Annotated in this window: 17 protein-coding genes and 1 pseudogene; 9 read left to right on the top strand and 9 right to left on the bottom strand. The window is 57.8% G+C overall.

What is annotated here, in order from left to right; genetic code table 11:
• The first annotated feature begins 8 nt into the window (after window positions 1-8).
• Entirely contained in the window at window positions 9-1121 is a 1113-nt protein-coding gene (locus ACQZ63_RS24390) for a DUF3800 domain-containing protein (RefSeq protein WP_173998080.1), read from the top strand.
• A gap of 56 nt (window positions 1122-1177) precedes the next feature.
• Here ACQZ63_RS24390 and dinB (ACQZ63_RS24395) read toward each other — a convergent pair whose 3' ends face one another.
• The gene (gene dinB, locus ACQZ63_RS24395; RefSeq protein ID WP_173998088.1) at window positions 1178-2272 is read right to left on the bottom strand and encodes a DNA polymerase IV; all 1095 of its coding nucleotides are present in this window, start codon (window positions 2270-2272) and stop codon (window positions 1178-1180) included.
• Between the two features lie 290 nt (window positions 2273-2562).
• On the opposite strand from dinB (ACQZ63_RS24395), the gene ACQZ63_RS24400 reads away from it, so the two are divergent.
• Both ACQZ63_RS24400 and ACQZ63_RS24405 read left to right on the top strand, forming a co-directional pair.
• The gene (locus ACQZ63_RS24400) at window positions 2563-3228 is read left to right on the top strand and encodes a hypothetical protein (protein ID WP_236776481.1); all 666 of its coding nucleotides are present in this window, start codon (window positions 2563-2565) and stop codon (window positions 3226-3228) included.
• Between the two features lie 229 nt (window positions 3229-3457).
• Complete coding sequence (locus ACQZ63_RS24405) at window positions 3458-3991, top strand: helix-turn-helix domain-containing protein (RefSeq protein ID WP_173998090.1); 534 nt, start codon at window positions 3458-3460, stop codon at window positions 3989-3991.
• 253 nt (window positions 3992-4244) lie between these two features.
• On the opposite strand, the gene ACQZ63_RS24410 is transcribed toward ACQZ63_RS24405, so the two are convergent.
• The 3 genes from ACQZ63_RS24410 to ACQZ63_RS24420 form a co-directional block, all read right to left on the bottom strand.
• Window positions 4245-5060 carry a DeoR/GlpR family DNA-binding transcription regulator gene (locus ACQZ63_RS24410; protein ID WP_173998092.1) on the bottom strand — a complete coding sequence of 272 codons (816 nt, stop codon included), beginning with the start codon at window positions 5058-5060 and terminating at the stop codon, window positions 4245-4247.
• 67 nt (window positions 5061-5127) lie between these two features.
• Window positions 5128-5901, bottom strand: a complete 774-nt coding sequence (locus ACQZ63_RS24415) for an SDR family NAD(P)-dependent oxidoreductase (RefSeq protein WP_173998095.1) — start codon at window positions 5899-5901, stop codon at window positions 5128-5130.
• An 82-nt stretch (window positions 5902-5983) separates the two neighbouring features.
• Window positions 5984-7315 carry an ADP-dependent glucokinase/phosphofructokinase gene (locus tag ACQZ63_RS24420; RefSeq protein ID WP_236776482.1) on the bottom strand — a complete coding sequence of 444 codons (1332 nt, stop codon included), beginning with the start codon at window positions 7313-7315 and terminating at the stop codon, window positions 5984-5986.
• A 425-nt stretch (window positions 7316-7740) separates the two neighbouring features.
• On the opposite strand from ACQZ63_RS24420, the gene ACQZ63_RS24425 reads away from it, so the two are divergent.
• The 6 genes from ACQZ63_RS24425 to ACQZ63_RS24450 all read left to right on the top strand — a co-directional run bounded on the left by ACQZ63_RS24425 (window position 7741) and on the right by ACQZ63_RS24450 (window position 13949).
• Window positions 7741-8760, top strand: coding sequence for a hypothetical protein (locus tag ACQZ63_RS24425; protein ID WP_173998096.1), 1020 nt, complete (start codon window positions 7741-7743; stop codon window positions 8758-8760).
• Window positions 8761-8894: 134 nt separating this feature from the next.
• A complete protein-coding gene (locus tag ACQZ63_RS24430; protein WP_173998106.1) occupies window positions 8895-10181 on the top strand; it encodes an ABC transporter substrate-binding protein in 1287 nt (428 codons plus the stop codon).
• Between the two features lie 64 nt (window positions 10182-10245).
• Window positions 10246-11190 carry a carbohydrate ABC transporter permease gene (locus ACQZ63_RS24435; protein ID WP_173998108.1) on the top strand — a complete coding sequence of 315 codons (945 nt, stop codon included), beginning with the start codon at window positions 10246-10248 and terminating at the stop codon, window positions 11188-11190.
• Entirely contained in the window at window positions 11187-12020 is an 834-nt protein-coding gene (locus ACQZ63_RS24440) for a carbohydrate ABC transporter permease (RefSeq protein WP_173998110.1), read from the top strand. The genes ACQZ63_RS24435 and ACQZ63_RS24440 overlap by 4 nt, the downstream gene beginning before the upstream one ends.
• Window positions 12021-12024: 4 nt before the next feature.
• A complete protein-coding gene (locus ACQZ63_RS24445) occupies window positions 12025-13164 on the top strand; it encodes an ABC transporter ATP-binding protein (RefSeq protein WP_173998112.1) in 1140 nt (379 codons plus the stop codon).
• A 56-nt stretch (window positions 13165-13220) separates the two neighbouring features.
• Window positions 13221-13949, top strand: a complete 729-nt coding sequence (locus tag ACQZ63_RS24450; RefSeq protein ID WP_173998114.1) for an SDR family oxidoreductase — start codon at window positions 13221-13223, stop codon at window positions 13947-13949.
• A gap of 135 nt (window positions 13950-14084) precedes the next feature.
• On the opposite strand, the pseudogene dinB (ACQZ63_RS24455) reads toward ACQZ63_RS24450, so the two are convergent.
• From dinB (ACQZ63_RS24455) to ACQZ63_RS24475, 5 genes and pseudogenes are all read right to left on the bottom strand, one after another.
• A pseudogene (dinB, locus tag ACQZ63_RS24455) lies at window positions 14085-14855 on the bottom strand (DNA polymerase IV); the annotation flags it as partial.
• Between the two features lie 287 nt (window positions 14856-15142).
• Entirely contained in the window at window positions 15143-15916 is a 774-nt protein-coding gene (locus ACQZ63_RS24460; protein WP_173998117.1) for a pyrroline-5-carboxylate reductase, read from the bottom strand.
• Window positions 15917-15924: 8 nt separating this feature from the next.
• Entirely contained in the window at window positions 15925-16107 is a 183-nt protein-coding gene (locus ACQZ63_RS24465; protein WP_173998119.1) for a hypothetical protein, read from the bottom strand.
• A gap of 80 nt (window positions 16108-16187) precedes the next feature.
• On the bottom strand, window positions 16188-16934 hold the full coding sequence (locus ACQZ63_RS24470; protein ID WP_173998121.1) for an SDR family oxidoreductase: 747 nt from the start codon (window positions 16932-16934) through the stop codon (window positions 16188-16190).
• The gene (locus ACQZ63_RS24475) at window positions 16927-17679 is read right to left on the bottom strand and encodes an SDR family NAD(P)-dependent oxidoreductase (protein ID WP_173998123.1); all 753 of its coding nucleotides are present in this window, start codon (window positions 17677-17679) and stop codon (window positions 16927-16929) included. The genes ACQZ63_RS24470 and ACQZ63_RS24475 overlap by 8 nt, the downstream gene beginning before the upstream one ends.
• Window positions 17680-17758 lie beyond the last annotated feature (79 nt).

The following is a 17758-nucleotide window of genomic DNA, read 5'->3' on the forward strand; positions in this document are numbered from 1 at the left end:
ATGACAGGATGATCATAGATGTGAATGAGCGGCGTGCCGGACCTATCGCGCTTCATGGGCTTTTCAACGCCGATCGCGCCTACACGATCTTTTACGACGAAACCAACAATCATCGCCTCGTCCACATTCGCGAGAACGGGCTGAACATCCCCGAACCAAATTGCTTCGTCGTCGGCGGAGTGGCTTACGATGGGCCGCAGCGCGTCTTTGACCTCGGGCATCTACGCAAAATACTTGGAGTGCAGGACAATGCCCCCGAGATCAAGTTGAAGTATGTCGCGACGGGCGGATTTCTGCAGATGCTCAGCAGCAGGAAACTGGAGACGTTTCTGCGCTGGATCAGCGAGCAGGGCCTCTATGTCCACTATTCGGTCGTTGATCCAATTTATTGGAGCATTGTCGATATTATTGATTCCATTTTGTCGGACGACGTGGCGACGCATCTCATCCCTTTTGAGCGTTCTCTCAAAAACGATCTTTTTTCAATTCTCCGATACGATTTCGAAGGCTTAATTAATCTCTTCCGGCGCTACACATTTCCCAATGTCGGTTCCGAGAGGAGGTGTGACTTCATTGATGACCTGTTGGACCTCGCCGAAGCTCGATCCGATTTGCTCGATCACTTCAATTACATGATGCTAAAGGGCGTGTTGCAGCTGGGGCGAAAGATCAAATCGCTTCCCTTCCTTGAGGCAGAAGCTCCCAATGTTCTGGTCGATAGCTTCGGTCATTTTTTTCTGGAGCGTCTTTATATCCTTAAGAACGCGTCGCACATCCTGGACGTCGAGGAGCTCGTTATCGACTACCTCAAAGATTTGACCTTCGTCGACGGCAAGACGAAGATGAACCATTTTCGGTTCGTCGTCTCCCACAGTGAACCAGGAATTCAGATCTCAGATGTTGTGGTCGGCTTGCTGGGCAAATATTTCTCATTTATTTGTGCGACAGCGGACGATGATTTGGTGGAAACTCGCCAAACATTGAAGCCTCAACAGCTTGTGAACCTTTCGCTTCTGTCGGGCATTCTGGAGCGCTCTGTTGAGGAGAATCCTGTTTTTGCCCATGCGGTCATGAGCAATCGAGATAGAGCAATGTCAGAAGAATTTTGGGCGCCCGCGTGACTGCAATTGGTGCGGCGGATTGGGTCGAGGCTATTTTTAGTCGGCGTGGTGCAAAACTACAAATTGAAGTGGAGCTGCGGCTTTTCGAAGTCGGCGTCGTTTCTGTCCGCTTTCGTCAGTGATGACAACGTAACGCCGAGCAAGCGGACGGAAAGTTTGAAAGGGTAAACCGTCGTCAGCAGTTCAGTTGCGATACGGAGAACGTCACGGCCATCTGCAAAGGGTAGGACGCTTGTCTTGCTTCGTGTTGCTTGCGTGAAATCCGAATATTTGATCTTCACGGTCACGGTTTTGGCCTCGATACCCGACGACCTGCAATAGCCCCAAACCTTATCCGCAAGCGGCTTCAGCTCGTCCCTGGCAAGCCCCAGGTCATTGATGTCTTGGATGAAGGTATCTTCTGCTCCTACCGACTTTCGCACCCGATCCGATCGCACCCGACGCTCATCGATACCGCGGGCGATTCCATAGAAATAGCCACCCGACTTCCCAAAGTGCTGTGACAAGAATTGCAGCGATTTCGTTTTCAGATCCGCCCCGGTTTCGATACCAAGCCGATGCATCTTTTCCGCGGTGGCCGGACCGACGCCATGAAACTTCTTGACCGCAAGTCCTTCTACAAAGGTAGGCCCGTTCTTTGGGGTGATGACGGCCTGCCCGTCGGGCTTGTTGAGATCCGAGGCCATCTTTGCGAGAAATTTGTTGTAAGAAATGCCGGCGGACGCATTCAAACCAGTAACCGCTTTGATCTTCGTGCGTATCTCCAAGGCGATTTCCGTCGCGATCGGCATTTCCTTTAGATTTTCGGTCACATCAAGATAGGCCTCATCCAGTGACAAGGGTTCGACCAAAGACGTGTACTCGGCGAAAATTTCGCGAATTTGCCGGGAGACTTCGCGATAGACTTCGAATCGCGGTTTCACGAAAATCAGGTCAGGGCATTTGCGGGCAGCAGTTACCGATGGCATTGCCGAATGAATGCCAAAGACGCGCGCCTCATAGCTCGCCGTGGTCAGCACGCCTCGGGCGCCTGAACCTCCGACCGCTATCGGTTTCCCACGAAGATCCGGATTGTCGCGCTGCTCCACGGATGCGTAGAAGGCGTCCATATCCACGTGGATTATCTTTCTAATTTGGGCAGTGTTATTCATTTCACTATCCAACAGTCTGCGGTAACGAACGAGAACAAAACAAGAACGTATCATGGTGGATGGAAATTGCAACCCGTTGAAGGGTCATGCATCGAGGAGCGCTGCATCGCTTGCAATCCGTAAAAGTTTTGCTATCTTTTGTTGACGGAGCCGAGCGCCAGGGCTGCAAGCGACCCAAAAGGCGGCATATCCAAGACTGTATCCTGAACGGCAACCATTCAGCCGGCGCAGGGTGTTCATAAAGCGCTTGCGACCACCCCTCCACGACGCCGGTGTGAATTGGATTTGTCATGACTATCCAAAAAGATTGCGCAGATCATCTGCGCGTAACCTATCGAAATATGAGCGGCGAGAAACTTCGTTCGTCCCATGCCCATGAGCTTGTTGCAGCTTACTTCGGTTACGGGACAGCTGCCGCTCTACAAGCTGATGTCACGTTTCCTCTATCCTCCTTGGAAGAGGCTGAAATCCTTATTCCGGACATTGATGGTATCAACCGGCGGCGTGCGGAGCTCTCTAACGTCCCTGCTGAGCTTCCCGACGGCAGGGTCATAGCAGAGATTATTTCGACGTCTCTTGAGGCGGCTGGGCATTTCAGGGGAGAGATATGGGATTCGACCTACCTGAGTGATGACATCAACGATTACATCCAGCGCGACCCCATGGTAATTGAAAACGAACTCGCTGGAGAGATCGCAACGACCAACGCCTATTTCGATGAGCTCTACATCGAGGAGACGAACGTGGAGTCTCATGACGATAGTTTGATCGCAACACTGTCGGGGTCGCTCAACGGTGAGCAGGATCAGGATCGGGCGTTCCACGGCGATAAGATCAAGTTCACGAGCATCATGACAATGCGTCGTGCTGCCAGCCGTGTCGGGTACTTCGAGCCGGAGTTCGAGACGGGTGGGAGCGTCGACGATTCGATGTATTACGATCCTGAATTAGCTTGAAATGGTAGGGGGCCGCCTCAGGGCGGCCCCTCTTTCATCCGAATTTAAAGTTCTGTCACTTCAGTTCGACAGCCTGTTTTCCCGAGAAAAGTGCGAATCTTGCCACCCGGCTTCGGCGCCAGCCGCGAGAGGGGGCAGGACTGCTGTTTGATTTCATCGCGCGAGCATCCTTGATTTTACTCTAAAAGTAACATATTAGCTGCAATATGATATCTTTTGGAGTAATATCATGATTACAGCTGAACAATGCAGGGCGGGGCGGGCCCTTGTCGATTGGTCTCAAATCGAACTGTCCGAACGTTCGCGCATCGCTAAAAAGACAATCGCAGATTTCGAGCGCGGCAATCGCGCCTACCATCCGAAAACGTCTCATGCGGTCAAGGTCGCTCTCGAATCGCATGGCGTGATCTTCATTCCGGAAAACGGGGGCGGGGTAGGGGTTCGTCTTCGCAAGGCGATGCCGCGCCTGTTTCGCCGTGATCCCGTTGACGGCCGTGAGTGGATGGCATTTGCCTTTGACTACAAGGGACAGCGCCATACAGGCTTCGTCACCTACCGCTCGCTGGTCCGGATCGCGTTGGATAGCCTTAGCCCGACCGAGATCTTCGATCGGGATAAGGCACGGATCCTGCTGATCGCATCTGACAAGATTGATGCCGGCCAGGTCGACGAGCATGGAAGGGTGCTTGTTGACTGGGGTGATCTGTCGCCCGTCGAGTTCGATAGCGATGAAGAACGCGCACGAAACAGTGATGGCGACTGAGACGGCGAGATGCGTCAAAATGCTTCGCGTTATGCCATGAAGAACTGTTTCGCATCTATCAGGTGACCGAAATTTCAGTTACTTAACAATACCGAGGTACAGGCCGATGGTTCGATTCCGCTCAAGGCGGTCAATGCTGGTTTACTCGCGCGGGTGAACTGTTGGCCGGTGAAATCGTCGCGGGAAAGGAGCATCCGCTGCTTGCAAACTTCCGTCCCGCCCGCTTCGCCCTGGATGTCAGCTGGGGGAAGCCCTATTTGAGCGTTTTCGAAGCGGAGACCAGCGTGACTGTCCGTTCCGCCGAACGTAAGGTGTTTATGGCGTCCTCCGGTGCTCCGTCGTCGGTGATCACTTCATCGATTTCGGAGACGTCGCAAAGCGTGCAAAAACCTGGCGCGGCAAACTTTGAACTGTCCACCAGCAGAATCGTTCGGCGGGCGGAAGAAATCATGGCGCGCTTGAGCGATGCGACTTCCAATGCCGATTCCGTGAGGAGGGTACCCGTTACCGCCGATGCTCCCGTCATGCACACATCCGCATGCAACGTTCTGATAAAGCTTTCGCCGGGCTCCCCCGCCAGATGCCGGTACCTTGGCCGGATGGTGCCGCCGGGCAGGATAACTCGCCAGGATCTGATGTCCGCCGCGAAGTCGGCTATTTCCAGACTATTCGTGACGATCGTCAAGGGCAGGTCGCGGTCAGCAGTCGCCCGGACAGCCTCCATTACGGTTGATGAACTGTCGAAGATCACGCTGTCGCGAGCGCTAAGCCGGAGCGCCGCTTCCCGGCCGATCGCAACTTTCTCGGCGTGCTGTAGCTGAGCATTGACTGAGGTTTCACGCTCGAACGTGGCGCGCATCGGCTGCAGGAGATGCGCGCCGCCATGCGTCCGCTCGAGATATCCCTTTTCCACCAGATGCTCGAGGTCGCGCCGAACGGTCGATTGCGATCCGCCGATCGTATCTGCCAGTTCCTGGATACTGGCGGCACCGTTGACCCGCAGATGCTCCAATATGAGGGCACGCCGCTTCGACGGAACGATATCGACGCGCTTGCTGAGTGACTCCATAATTCTCGCCTCATCTCCGTTGGCCCTGAGTAAGCCACAATGACTGGCGCTCGATGTCAGTCATTATCTACCAACTTGTGTAGCCGCAATCCACCACCACCACGGAACCGGTCATGGCACTGGAGGCGTCCGAGGCGAGGAACAGGATTGGCGATGCGATTTCGTCCGGCCTGGCGACCCGCTTCATCGGTGTCATGTCCATCCAGATCGGCATGAGGCTAGCCTCGCTGAAACCGCCACGGGACATGACCGTATCCACATAGGTGGGAGCGACGCAATTGACGCGCACACCCCGTTCTGCCCATTCGGCCGCCAGGGAGCGCGTCATGTGATGCACGGCCGCCTTGGCGGAATTGTAGTGAACCTGACGTTGCGGCTTGTTGGAAATCAGTCCAGACATCGAGCCGAGCGTGACGATCGAACCGCGACCGCGTGCGAGCATGGGCTTTGCAAATTCCCGGCACGACCAGTAGGCGCCGTTCAGATCGACATCGAGTACCTTCAGCCAGACCTCGTCGGTCATCTCTTCGCCGCCGGTATCCGGCCATGCGATGCCGGCATTGGCGATCAGGATATCGACTGCTCCGTACCGTGCGTTCGCGGTGCGCGCCGCTTCTGCTACCGCCCCGGAATTGGTAACGTCGAGAAGGACGGCGTCCACCTCGTATCCCTTATCCTTCATCTCCTTGCGACCGGCCTCCAGAACCTCGCTGTTCATGTCGGAAATGATCACCTTGGCGCCGGCTTCGGCGAGCGCTTCTGCCGATGAAAGACCGATTCCTCTGCCGCCGCCGGTAACGAAGGCGGTGCGCCCTTCCAGCCGATATTTTTCCAGATACATGTGCGTTCCTTTACGTACCGATGTCTTCAATTCAATAATGAGGGCCATTCGCCCGACAGTACGCCCAACCGAACGGCCTCAGCTAAATCGCTGCTTCCATTGCCCCGCTCTTCTTCCCGAGGATAAGAAGGCAGCCGGCGGTGAAGCTGTCTCCAAGCCCGAGCGTGGTGGCGGGCTTATCGAGATAGGGTGCCGAGCATGCGACGAATGACCATTTTCCGCGTCGGCTATACGCAGTGAATGGGACATCGAGAAACTGCACATTCGGATCGATCGTGACGGTGTCCACCGGCGCTCCGTTTGCAGCCCGTGCGGCGGCAACGGCACATCCGGCCATGAGGGCACGCAATTCCCGGGCAGGATCGTCGAGCGTCACGGACGCGGCCCAGGTGTCGGCGTGGATGCAGATGCGATCGAGATCCAGGCGCTCGGCAAGCGCGATCATCGCCTCCATCGGGTTTCCGGCGGAAGGGTCCATTGCAAGCAGTTCGGAATGATTCATGCCGAGCGAGGTGATAGCACCCCGGGCATTCGAAAACACCGCCTCCAGCGGCGCCTTCGGGTCGTAACAGGCGAGTTCGAAATGGATCGTCTTCAGGCCAGCGGCTTTCCAGGCCCGTCCCAGGTCGAAAACCTGCCGGCTCGCCGCTTCCATCCGGTCGAGCGGTTCGTCGTTGAGCCCGGAGAGCAGGCCCGCCGCCGCGCTCGACGCCGTGCTTTTTGACATTTCCCAGAAATTCCGGTCGTTCTGGACGCCACGATCGCAAAACCGGACGATGATCCTGGACGAGCGCCCGGGAACCAGATCGCCGATCGGCCGGCCGGCGGTGAACTCGAAGATGAAGATTTCGGGAACATGGTCGCCCGACGGCCTGATGTTGGCGACGTTCACCGCCTTGCCGTCCTGCGCGAGCAGGACACCGGCCGGAATATGCCTGAGCATATGGGGGTAACGATCTTCCAGCGCGATCAGTGCCCGCGCCCCGAGCTTCGAAAGCACCCATGCGGCCTGGGGACCGGTTCCGCCCAATGCATAGCGGACCTTGAGGTTGTCGCGCAGCCAGGCGGGCCCCTGCGGCCAGTCGAGCCTGACTTCGCCGTCGATCCCGCGCGAAACGCGCTTTAGCAGCATGGCCGCGAGGTCGCCCGCTGGGGTGTTCCTGGCCGCGTCGAGCAACGGCTGCATATCGTGCATGTTGATCAGGGCATCGACACAGGCGCTCATTCCGCACAGGAAGAGGCCGGTATGGAATATATCCGGATCGCCCGATGCGGCCGACAGGCCCGCCGTCAGCGCGCAATATCGGGTTCTCCAGTCTGCCTCCGCCACCTCTTCCATCGTTCCCGCTTCCTCCTGCATCGTCACAAGGATGATGCCTTCCTTGAAGCTCCAAGATCTACCAAAATCTTCCATGCTGTCAATCGAATTTGCGCAGAAATGGCAATATGGGCCAAAAACACCCTCGTCGGATCGATATTTTTTGCGTGACAGCATAATCTTTACGCAAACTGAGTGAAAAATTGGCGAAAAAGCAAATGAAATCGCGCGATGGGAGAATTTTTGCAGTGCGGGATCTACGCGGCGGCAAACGTTGACGAAACGGCAACGCTTTGGTGCTTGCATTTTATATATTTGTTTTAGTTATCTTATCTTAAAAATAATAGTGCTTCGTACGCGTCTGATTAGGCCTCATCCGAGCAAAGAGCGATAATCCTTTGCTCTCTTTAGAAAGATATTGACAGATAATGAAAACTGTCTCTTTATGGAAGCAGCACCGGAAAAGGCACGACAATCGCTGTATTGCACGCCGAAAAATTCCATTCACCGAGGAAGCACCAATGGCACTTACGAGACTTGACCGGAAACTGGCGAACATCAGGGCGGGGCGTTACACGCGGTCCGATTTCGTAATCGCCGATGCAAAGGACAGCGATGTCGGCGCGGGTGTGACCGCCACCGGCTTCGACTGGTCGGCCAGGCCACCGCGCCGCCGCAACAGGCAGGAGTTCATCGCCCAGATCGAGGAGATCATCGAGCAGGATATCGTCGACATCATGCTGCTGTCGCAATCCAATCTTGAGCTCCTTGACGAGAAAGGCGCCTTTGCCGGCAGTGAGATGAAGCCGGCCATTCGCGCCAATCTCGAAAGCATGTGCTGGGGGGCAGTCCGCCACGGAACCTATACCAAAACCGCTTCGGTGCCCTACCGGGACGCCAATCTCGCCCGTGTCGTCGCCAATTATCCGACCAATGGAACGGATCTCGGCTTGTACTCGGTGTCCTTTAGTAACGACGTCGATGCAGACACGCGGACATTGGAAGCCTTTGCTGTGTTCCGGGCGGAGGCCGCACGGCACAATTTCAAGTATTTCTACGAGGTCTTCAATCCCAGCGTCGACATCGGTCTTAGTCGCGAGGAAATCGGCGAGTTCGTCAACGACAACATCATCAAGTCGCTTGCAAGCGTTCCACGCGCCGAGCGGCCGCTGTTCCTCAAGACACCGTTCAACGGACCGAGGGCGCTCGAGGAGCTTGCCGGTTTCGATTCCGAATTGGTCGTCGGGGTTCTCGGCGGCGGTGCTGGCACGACGCGCGACACGTTCGAACTCGTGTCCCAGGCTGAGCGCTACGGCGGACGGCTCGCTCTGTTCGGCCGCAAGATCAATCTTGCCGAAGCGCCGCTATCGCTCATTGTGTTGATGCGCCACGTCGCCGATGGGTCGCTGGCGACAGATGAGGCCGTGCGGGCCTATCACGGCGAATTGCAAAAGCTCGGCCTGACGCCGGCACGGTCTTTGACCGAGGATATTTCGATCACCGAAGAGGTGCTGAAACCTGCAGCCGCCAAGGCTGCCTGAGCATTGGGAGATCGGAGTCGCGGGCAGAAGTGCAGCGTTTGCGTCTTCCGGCTTGCGAGACGGCATGCATGAAGCATGTGCGGGCACGAGGAGGTGCCTGTCGCGTGGTAAGCCAACAAGGAGGAGGAACACACATGAAGACGAAGTTGTTACTTGCCGTCAGTGCGATCGCCATGGCGCTCTCCAGCGGGAGCGCATGGGCGCAGGAAAAAGAGGTGACCGTCTGGTCTTGGTTCGTCCAGAGCACGATGCAGAAATCGATCGCAGCTTTCGAGAAGGCTCATCCCGGTACAAAGGTCAATTATACATACTACAACTATTCGCCGGAATATGTGACGGCCCTCAAGGCCGCTGCAGCCTCCGGCAGTCTGCCTGACATAATCGGCCTGCAACCGGGATCGCTCACCCAGCAATATCGGGACAATCTTGAATCCGTGAACGAACGCGCCGCCAAGGAATGGGGCGCAGACTGGGCTGAAAAGATCTTTCCGGTCAATCGTAAACAGATGCTGATGGGCAATCCGGCAGGCGACGAAAATTATTACATCGTCCCGCAGGAATCACAGGTTCTGTGCATCTGGTACAATCGCAAGCTTTTCGAACAGCTGAAGATCGCGGTGCCGAAGACCTATGAGGACTTGAAGGCGGCATCCAAGGCGCTGACTGATGCCGGTCACATTCCCATGTTCCAGGGGGCTGCGGATGGCTGGCAGAACGAGAACGTCTTCCTGATGCTCGCCAATCAATTCTCACCGGGCATTGTCGATAAGGCCCAGGCCGGAGAGACACCGTGGACGGCGCCGGAACTGGTTTCGGCCATGACCGCATGGAAGGGTCTCTTCGATGACGGCGTCTTCCAGCAGGGCGCGCTTGGGGCACACGCCTATCCCACCGGCGCGCAGTTGTTTGCCCAGGGCAAGGTCGGAATGATGGCGCTCGGCTCGTGGTGGATGCAGGAAAGCAAATTCCCGCCGCCGTTGTCTGAATTCGTCGAGAATATGGACGGTTTCGATTTCTTCTACATGCCGCCTGTCAAAGAAGGCAACAAAACCAGTCCACCGGTCGGCGGCATCGACATCGGCTATGGGCTGACCAAGAACGGCGGCAAGAATGACGCCGCCTGGACATTCCTGGCCGAATTGACCAACGGCGTCGGCCTGCAGGAAGCCCTCAACGATCTCAACGACCTGCCTGCGTTTGCCGGACACCAGCCGAAGGGTGACATCACCGAGCACGTCAAGCAGTTGTCGGCGCGGTTCATGGAGGATCTGCCGAAGGCGGAAAACCAGCGCTTCGCATCTCCGGCTGTCGCGGAAGCTCTCGACAATGCGCTGGCAGGTGTCGCGGCAGGCAGCCTCGAAGCAGAAGCCGCCCTTGCAACCGTTCAGGCAGCCACAGAAAAGGCTCTTGCCGCCAAGTGAACGGCCGCCGGTCGGCCGGGCGCCCCCGCGCGCCTGGCTTTTCTGATCTCGAAAGGTAATATCGATGCACGTGGATACCCTGCATGCCGGACGGCCGGCCGCGATCACGCTTCGCCGGTCGCGGTCGCTCTATCCGACGCTTTATGCGTTTGCCTTGCCGGCGACCCTCCTGTTCGTCGTGTTCATTGCCTACCCCATCGTCTGGGTCGCCGGTCAAAGCGTCTATACGAAATCCAATGCCGCCGAAGCGATCTTCGCCGGCTTCGGAAACTACCGCTCTGTCCTCACAGACCCCACCTTCTGGATCGTCGTGCGCAACATGGCCCTGTGGGGTGTCATTACCATACCGGTTCAGATGCTGGTGGGCGGACTACTCGCCTATTTCATCGAACGCCACACGAATGCGCTTCGCGGCTTTTTCCGCACGATGTTCTTCCTGCCGGTGGTCACATCGGTCTCGGTCGTCAGTCTCGTCTGGGTGCAGATCTACGCGCCCTATTACGGTATCGCCCAGGAATATCTGAAGCAAGTCGGCATCGTCATGACGAACTCAGCGATTGGCGATCCCAAGACCGCGATTTATGCGCTCATCGTCGTCAACATCTGGCAGTGGACCGGCTTTTCCATGCTGATGTATATTGCTGGCATTGCCAATCTTCCCAGCGAGGTGCTTGATGCCGCCCGGATCGACGGCGCCAAGGGCTGGCGGCTTGCGGTCCACGTCATTGTGCCGATGCTCGCGCCGGCGACGAAGTCTCTGTTGCTTCTCGGCGTCATCGGAACCCTGCAGACCTTTCCCATCGTCCACCTGATGACCGGGGGCGGCCCGAACCGCGCCAGTGAGGTGTTCGGCACCTTCATCTTCAAGCAGAGCTTCGTGCTTGGCGATACCGGCAGCGGCGCCGCCCTCTCCGTCATCGTCCTCGTCGTGGCGCTCGGCCTATCGCTTGTGCAGATCGCTCTCCTCGGGGCGCGGCTCTCGCCGACTGCAAAGGGGCGGGCGTCATGAGGACGCTGACACGACCCGCCCTGCGCAGTCTCGTCATCCACGCGGTGCTCTTCCTCGTGCTGGGAATCTGGATGGTTCCGCAGGTTTATATGATATCGGTCGGGCTGAGAATGCCGGCACAGGCGTTCGATCCTCAGCTGTTCACCTGGCCCGTCACGTTCCAGAACTTCATCACCGTGATCCGCGACAATCCGCTCGGCGGCATCTTCCTCAACAGCCTGATCGTGACCGTGGCGACCGTTGCGATCGTGGTCGCCGTTTCCTCGCTCTTTGCCTTTGCCTGCGCTATCCTGAGGCTCAAGGGGACGATGATCCTCTACGCGACGCTGCTGACGACGCTGATGGTGCCGCTTGCCTCGCTCGTCCTGCCGCTCGCTATTCTGCTGAAGAATTTCGGTTGGGTGAACACCTATATCGGCCTCATCCTTCCCTATTCGGCGCTGGGCGTACCGTTCGGCATGGTGATCCTCAAGGCCTTCATGGAGGATGCGCCGAAAGAGTTGTTCGAAGCCGCCCGGGTCGACGGCTGCAATGCCTGGCAGACCTATTGGCATGTGGCGCTGCCGCTGGTGCGGCCGGCACTCGTATTCGTCACGATCTGGCAGTTCATCGTCACCTGGAACGAGTTCTTCCTGGCGCTGATCGTTCTCACCAAGAGCGAAATGAAAACGCTGACCATCGTGCCAATGCAGTATTCCGGCCTCTACATGGCCAATCCCGGAGCGCTGTTTGCAGTTCTCACCATCATCGCAATTCCGCTCATTCTTCTTTACGTGCTGGTGCAGCGTGCGTTCGTGCGCGGGCTGCTGGCCGGCGCCGTGAAAGGCTGACCCCATGGCAACGCTTTCGATCGACCGCATCACCAAACGCTTCGGGGCTCTGACCGTCATCCCAGAACTATCGCTGACCATTCCTGACGGTGAATTCTGCGTTCTGGTCGGCCCATCCGGCTGCGGCAAGTCCACGCTGCTCAGGATCATTGCCGGCCTGGAGCCGATCAGTTCCGGCCGCATCCTGATAGACGGCATCGACATGAGCGGCGCTGAACCGCCGGAACGGGGCGTTGCCATGGTCTTCCAATCCTACGCGCTCTATCCGCATATGGATGTCGGCCGCAATATCGGTTTCGGCTTGGAAATCGCCCATACACCACGCCGGGACATCACCGCACGGGTCGGCGCGGCCGCCGAAAAATTGCGTCTATCCTCCTATCTTCGCCGCAAGCCACGCGAGCTTTCCGGCGGGCAGAGGCAGCGCGTGGCGATCGGCCGGGCGATCACGCGCAAGCCCAAGCTGTTTCTCCTCGACGAACCACTCTCCAATCTCGATGCCGCCTTGCGCGTCGGCATGCGCGTGGAAATTGCCCGGCTAAAGGCCGAACTGGCCTCCACCATGATCTATGTGACCCACGACCAGGTCGAGGCGATGACGCTTGCCGACCGTATCGTCGTCATGAATGGCGGCCGTATCGAGCAGGTGGGAACGCCGCTCGATCTCTACGAAAGGCCCGCCAATCTCTTCGTCGCCGGCTTCATCGGTTCGCCGGCCATGAATTTCCTGAAAGGCCGGGTGACCGCCTGCACAAACGGAATTGCAACCGTTTCGCTGGTGCTGGGGTCGAGCGTCGACATTCCTGTCTCTTCCCCGGTCGAAATCGGACAGGAGGTGGAGCTGGGCATCCGTCCCGAACATATTCCGTTTTCGGCGGAGGAAACGTCGGGCGTGTTCATGGCCAAGGCGTCCATGGTCGAGATGCTGGGCAGTGACACGTTCATCTACGTGCTGCAGGGGGAGGAGAACCTCGTCATCCGCGACAGCCACGGCCGGCGGGCCCGCGCGGGCGACCGGATCGCGATTTCCTTTCCCCCCACCGCCTGCCATCTTTTCGACCAGGCCGGACTGCGTATTTCCGCAAGCCCGAAGGAGAACGGAGCCGCGCAGCCTCTGGCCCACGTGCATGGCAAGGCATCATAGACCGCGAGCACTATCGCATCGCAGGATCGTTTGCGGATACAACAGGGAGGAAAGAGATGACGAATTTCCAGGGACGCACGATTCTTGTAACCGGCGGCAGCGGCGGAATCGGCGGCGCCACCGTCCGGCACCTGCGGGCCGCGAATGCGGACGTGATCGCCGCGGGGCGTTCGAAGGAGGCGCTCGATGTGATCGCAAAGGAGACCGGCTGCCGGACCGTCGTTTTCGATCTCGCCTCTGAGGCAGAAATCCGTACCGCCCTGGAAGGCGTCGACCTGTGGGGCGTCGTCAATTGCGGCGGCTTCGGCGGAGAAATCGCCACGCCGATGGACACGGATATTGCGATTTTCGACAAGGTCATCAGCATCAACGCCCGCGGTGCGCTACTGGTGACCAAATACGCCACCCAGTCGATGGTGCGACTGGGAAAAGGCGGCGCCATCGTCAACGTTTCCAGCCAAGCCGCGCTGGTCGCTCTCGAAGGCCATATCTCCTACGGCTCGTCGAAGGCCGCGCTCGACAACATCACACGCGTTTCGGCGCTGGAGCTCGGGAAATACGGTATTCGCGTCAACAGCGTCAATCCAACCGTCGTGATGACGCCGATCTCGTCCGGCCACTGGAGCCAGCCGGAGGTTGCCGAGCCGTTCCTGAAACAAATGCCGTTGGGACGCTGGGCCACGGAAGACGAGATCGCCGCTCCCATCGTGTTCCTGCTGAGCGATGCTGCCTCCATGATCACAGGCGTCTCCCTGCCGATCGACGGCGGCTTTTCCTGCCGGTGACCCTTAGTCGATAGTCAGTCCTCGCGATCCGAACAGTGGAGCGGGCGCTGAACCTGACTCAAAGCCATCCTCACTCGGAAAGCCTGCGCACCTCCTCCCGCGGCAGGCTTTTTCATTTTCGGCGCCTCGTTCCTGCTACAGGTTGAGATCGAGTTGCGGCTGCCCGTCGGTCGCGTCGATGAGTTGATCGTTCGTCAGCGACGAGAGGGTCACGCCCAACAGGCGCACGGACCGTTTGAAGGGATAGACGGTTGCCAGAAGTCCTGATGCCGCGTCGAATACATCCGCCATGTTTGCGAACGGCACTGTGCAAGTCTGACTACGCTTCGCCTGGGTGAAATCCGACTATTTGATCTTTACGGTCACCGTCTTGCCGCTGATGACCTGTGCCTCGCAATAGCGCCAGACCTTCTCCGCAAGCGGCTTTAGCTCCGCCGTCGCGCGTTCGAGACCATCGATATCCTCCGCGAATGTGTCTTCAGCTCCGACCGATTTGCGGATGCGGTCGGGCCTGACCTGGCGCTCATCAATGCCACGGGCGATGCCATAAAAATAAGGACCGGACTTCCCGAAATGCTCCTGCAGGAAGATGAGCGACTTCGATTTCAGATCGTGCCCGGTTTCGATCCCGTATTTGCGCATGCGCTCAGCCGTCGCCGGCCCGACGCCATGGAATTTCTTGACGGGGAGGGCTTCAACAAAGCGTGGCCCGTTCTTCGGCGTGATGACAGCCTGGCCATTGGGTTTGTTCAAGTCGCTGGCCATCTTGGCGAGGAACTTGTTGTAGGAAATGCCGGCTGAGGCGCTGAGCCCGGTGACCTGCTTGATCTTGGCGCGGATCTCCTGGGCAATCTCGGTGGCGATCTCCATACCCTTCAGATTCTCGGTGACATCAAGGTAGGCTTCGAATGCTCAAACTATCTGGCCAACGCAGGCTATGCTTCCGTCAAAACATGAAACGCCCTAGCGGTGATGCGCGCTCTATAATGACCGCGATACCCCCGACCGATGCCGATGCACATTGTGGAGAATACGTAGCGCGCACCGGCTCCCCTCACATCCAATCCGTCTGTCCCGGCAATCCCCGTACCAGACATACCCGAGCGGATGGCCAAGCGCATGTGCGCCACCGGCGAGGCCGACGCCGGTTTTTGCCTGGCCTTGCCAACGCCCACTCGAAATCTGACGGCGCTCTATGTTTTGATCCGACGCAGGACGCTTGCTAGTGCCGCAGTCAACGCCTCAATTCCGCCACCCTGCTCGAACTCTCTGAAGAACTGCTCGTTCAGGCCACCTCTCGTAGAGAACTCGCGTCGTAGATCGCCCGGAGGGCGCTCGACCGATTTTGCGCTGACCTTGCCGAGGCTGGCAAAAAGCGAAACAAGATAATCTCGTGCTTTTTGATCGGGTATGCCCTGGCTTGCCAGCCAATCTGTCGCGCCCTCCAGAATACCAAAATAAGTCCCCATCATGGCGCTCGCCGCTGTGAGCAGATCGTACTCATTTTGAGTTTCGCATTCGACGGCGGCTCCGAGCTCCGAAAAGAACGAGGCGGTGCGGAGTTCGGGTGGATAGAGCATCGTGACACCCGTTCGGTCGGCGACGAATGGAAGTGGAACCGCCCGGACGAGATCAACCTTTTGGTCGATCCACTCCACGAGCTTTGCTTCCTGAACCGCGGCGATGAGACTGACAATGAGCTGATCAGGGCGAAAGCGCAGCGACCGTATCACCTCCTCGGCAACCTGCGGGCGGACAGCGAGGAAGAGCATATCCGCGGCATCCACGATTTCCTGGTTGCTGCTGGCGATCCGAACGGCAGGATATCGTTCCGCGAGCTTTGCAGCCACGTCGGTATTGCGAGGCGAAACCAGAATTTCGACCGCAGGATTCGGCTTGGCGAAAACACCGGTGATAATCGCCTCGGTGATTGTGCCGGTGCCAACGAAACCCAATGTGCCTTCCATGACGGCCCTCAATCCCTATCCGCTTCCAGTCGAGCATTCACCATCCGGGTCTGCCGTTGCGGCACCTCCCGATCAGTCCAGGGCGTATCTGCGCAGACCGTGTGCGCGGCGAGTACCGCCCTCAGCGCAATTGGACGGTAGTGAACAGAGAGGTCCAGCTCTTTGGCGATTTCAGTTTTTCTGTCCTTCAACTGGGCCTCCTTCAATTTGGTACAAGGAAGGAAACGAACAGATCGATGAGGTTTCCATGATGGTGCGTTTGCCGTCGCTGTTACGGTTGATATTTGACCATGGTACCGCCGCCGGTCGCCTGGTCAGTGGGAAAGACCTCGATACGCGACACATCGACGAATGTCGGGAGCGTGATCACGTTGGCGATAATGGTGGCAATATTCTCGGGCTGGATTGGGCGATAGCCATCGTAAAGAAGCTCTTGCGCCTGGTTTCCGGCGATTGCCGTGCGATAGAGTTCAGTCTGGACCCGGCCCGGCACAACCTCGCTGACGCGGACGGACGTCCCCAGCAAATCGCAACGCAAGTTGTCGCAAAAAAGGCTCAAGCCTGCCTTTGAGGGGCCGTAAGCGCCCATGGAGGGGTAGGGTGCATGACCGCCGCTGGAGCCGAGATAGATCAGATGGCCGCGTTTCCTCTCAACCATTCCGGGGAGGAACGCCCGCGTCAGATGCATCGGCGCCTTGAGGTTGATGTCGATCATGGCGTCAATCTCGGCGGGATCGATTTCATGGAACGATGCCCGGGTAGAGAGAATGCCGGCATTGTTGACGAAGATATCGACTTCGACACCAGATAGTCGGTCGAAGATTTCTCCTGTATCGCGCACATCTGCCTTGATGGGCTTGGCGCCGGAAAGCGCCGCCAATTCCTGCAACTTGTCTTCGTTCCTGCCAACGGCGTAGACTGTCAGCCCAAGCTCGCGCAGTTTCAGGACCGTCGCACGGCCAATCCCGCTGGTCGCACCGGTAACGACAGCAGTGCGATAGGGGAGAGGTTCAGACATAGATGTAACCTCCGCTGATGACGACGTTTTCGCCCGTCGCATAGGTGTTGCGGCTACTTGCCATCATGACAATCCATTCCGCCATCTCGACCGGCTCGGCCGCCCGACCCAAAGCGCTCGCTTTTGCCAGTTCCGGGAGAAAGCCGAGTTCCTTGGCGCGGTCAGTGGCAAAGCCGGCGGGCGCGACAGAGTTGACGAGGATCTGATCCTTCGCACATTCCTGCGCGAAGGACTTGGTGAGGCTGACGACCGCTGCCTTGGTCGCCGCATAGTGGGCGTTTTGCGGGTGCGCCTTGAATGCGTCGACGGAGGTGATGTTGACGATCCGGCCGGTCACCACCTCAGGCGGGTTCACGTAGTTGCGCATGTGCAGAACGGCGGCAACCATCATATGGTAGGTGCCCTTGATGTTGATTGCGTTTTCGAGATCCCAGTCCGCGTCGGTGATCTCGAGGATCGACTTGCGTGGGTAAATAGCCGCGCTGTTGACCAGGGAATGGACACGGCCAAGCTTCTGGGCGACCGCATCAAAGCCATGATGCGCGCTCTCACCGATGGATATGTCGGCCGCAGCGGTTGCCACTTCGACCCCCAGGCCTCTCAACGTTTCGGCTGCCGTTTCGAGCAGTTGTTCGTTGCGATCGATCAAGCCGATTTTCGTGGCGCCATGCGAAACCATAAGCTTTGCGGTCGTCAGGCCCAGCCCGGATGCTCCGCCAACGATAACCACCGTCTGGTCTTTCATAGTCCACCCCTTATTTGGTTGCCTTGATTTATTGGTATGATATCACTTATATGCCAACTTTCAAGGTTTCAAGATCTTT

The organism is Agrobacterium sp. CG160-95 (assembly GCF_053521725.1).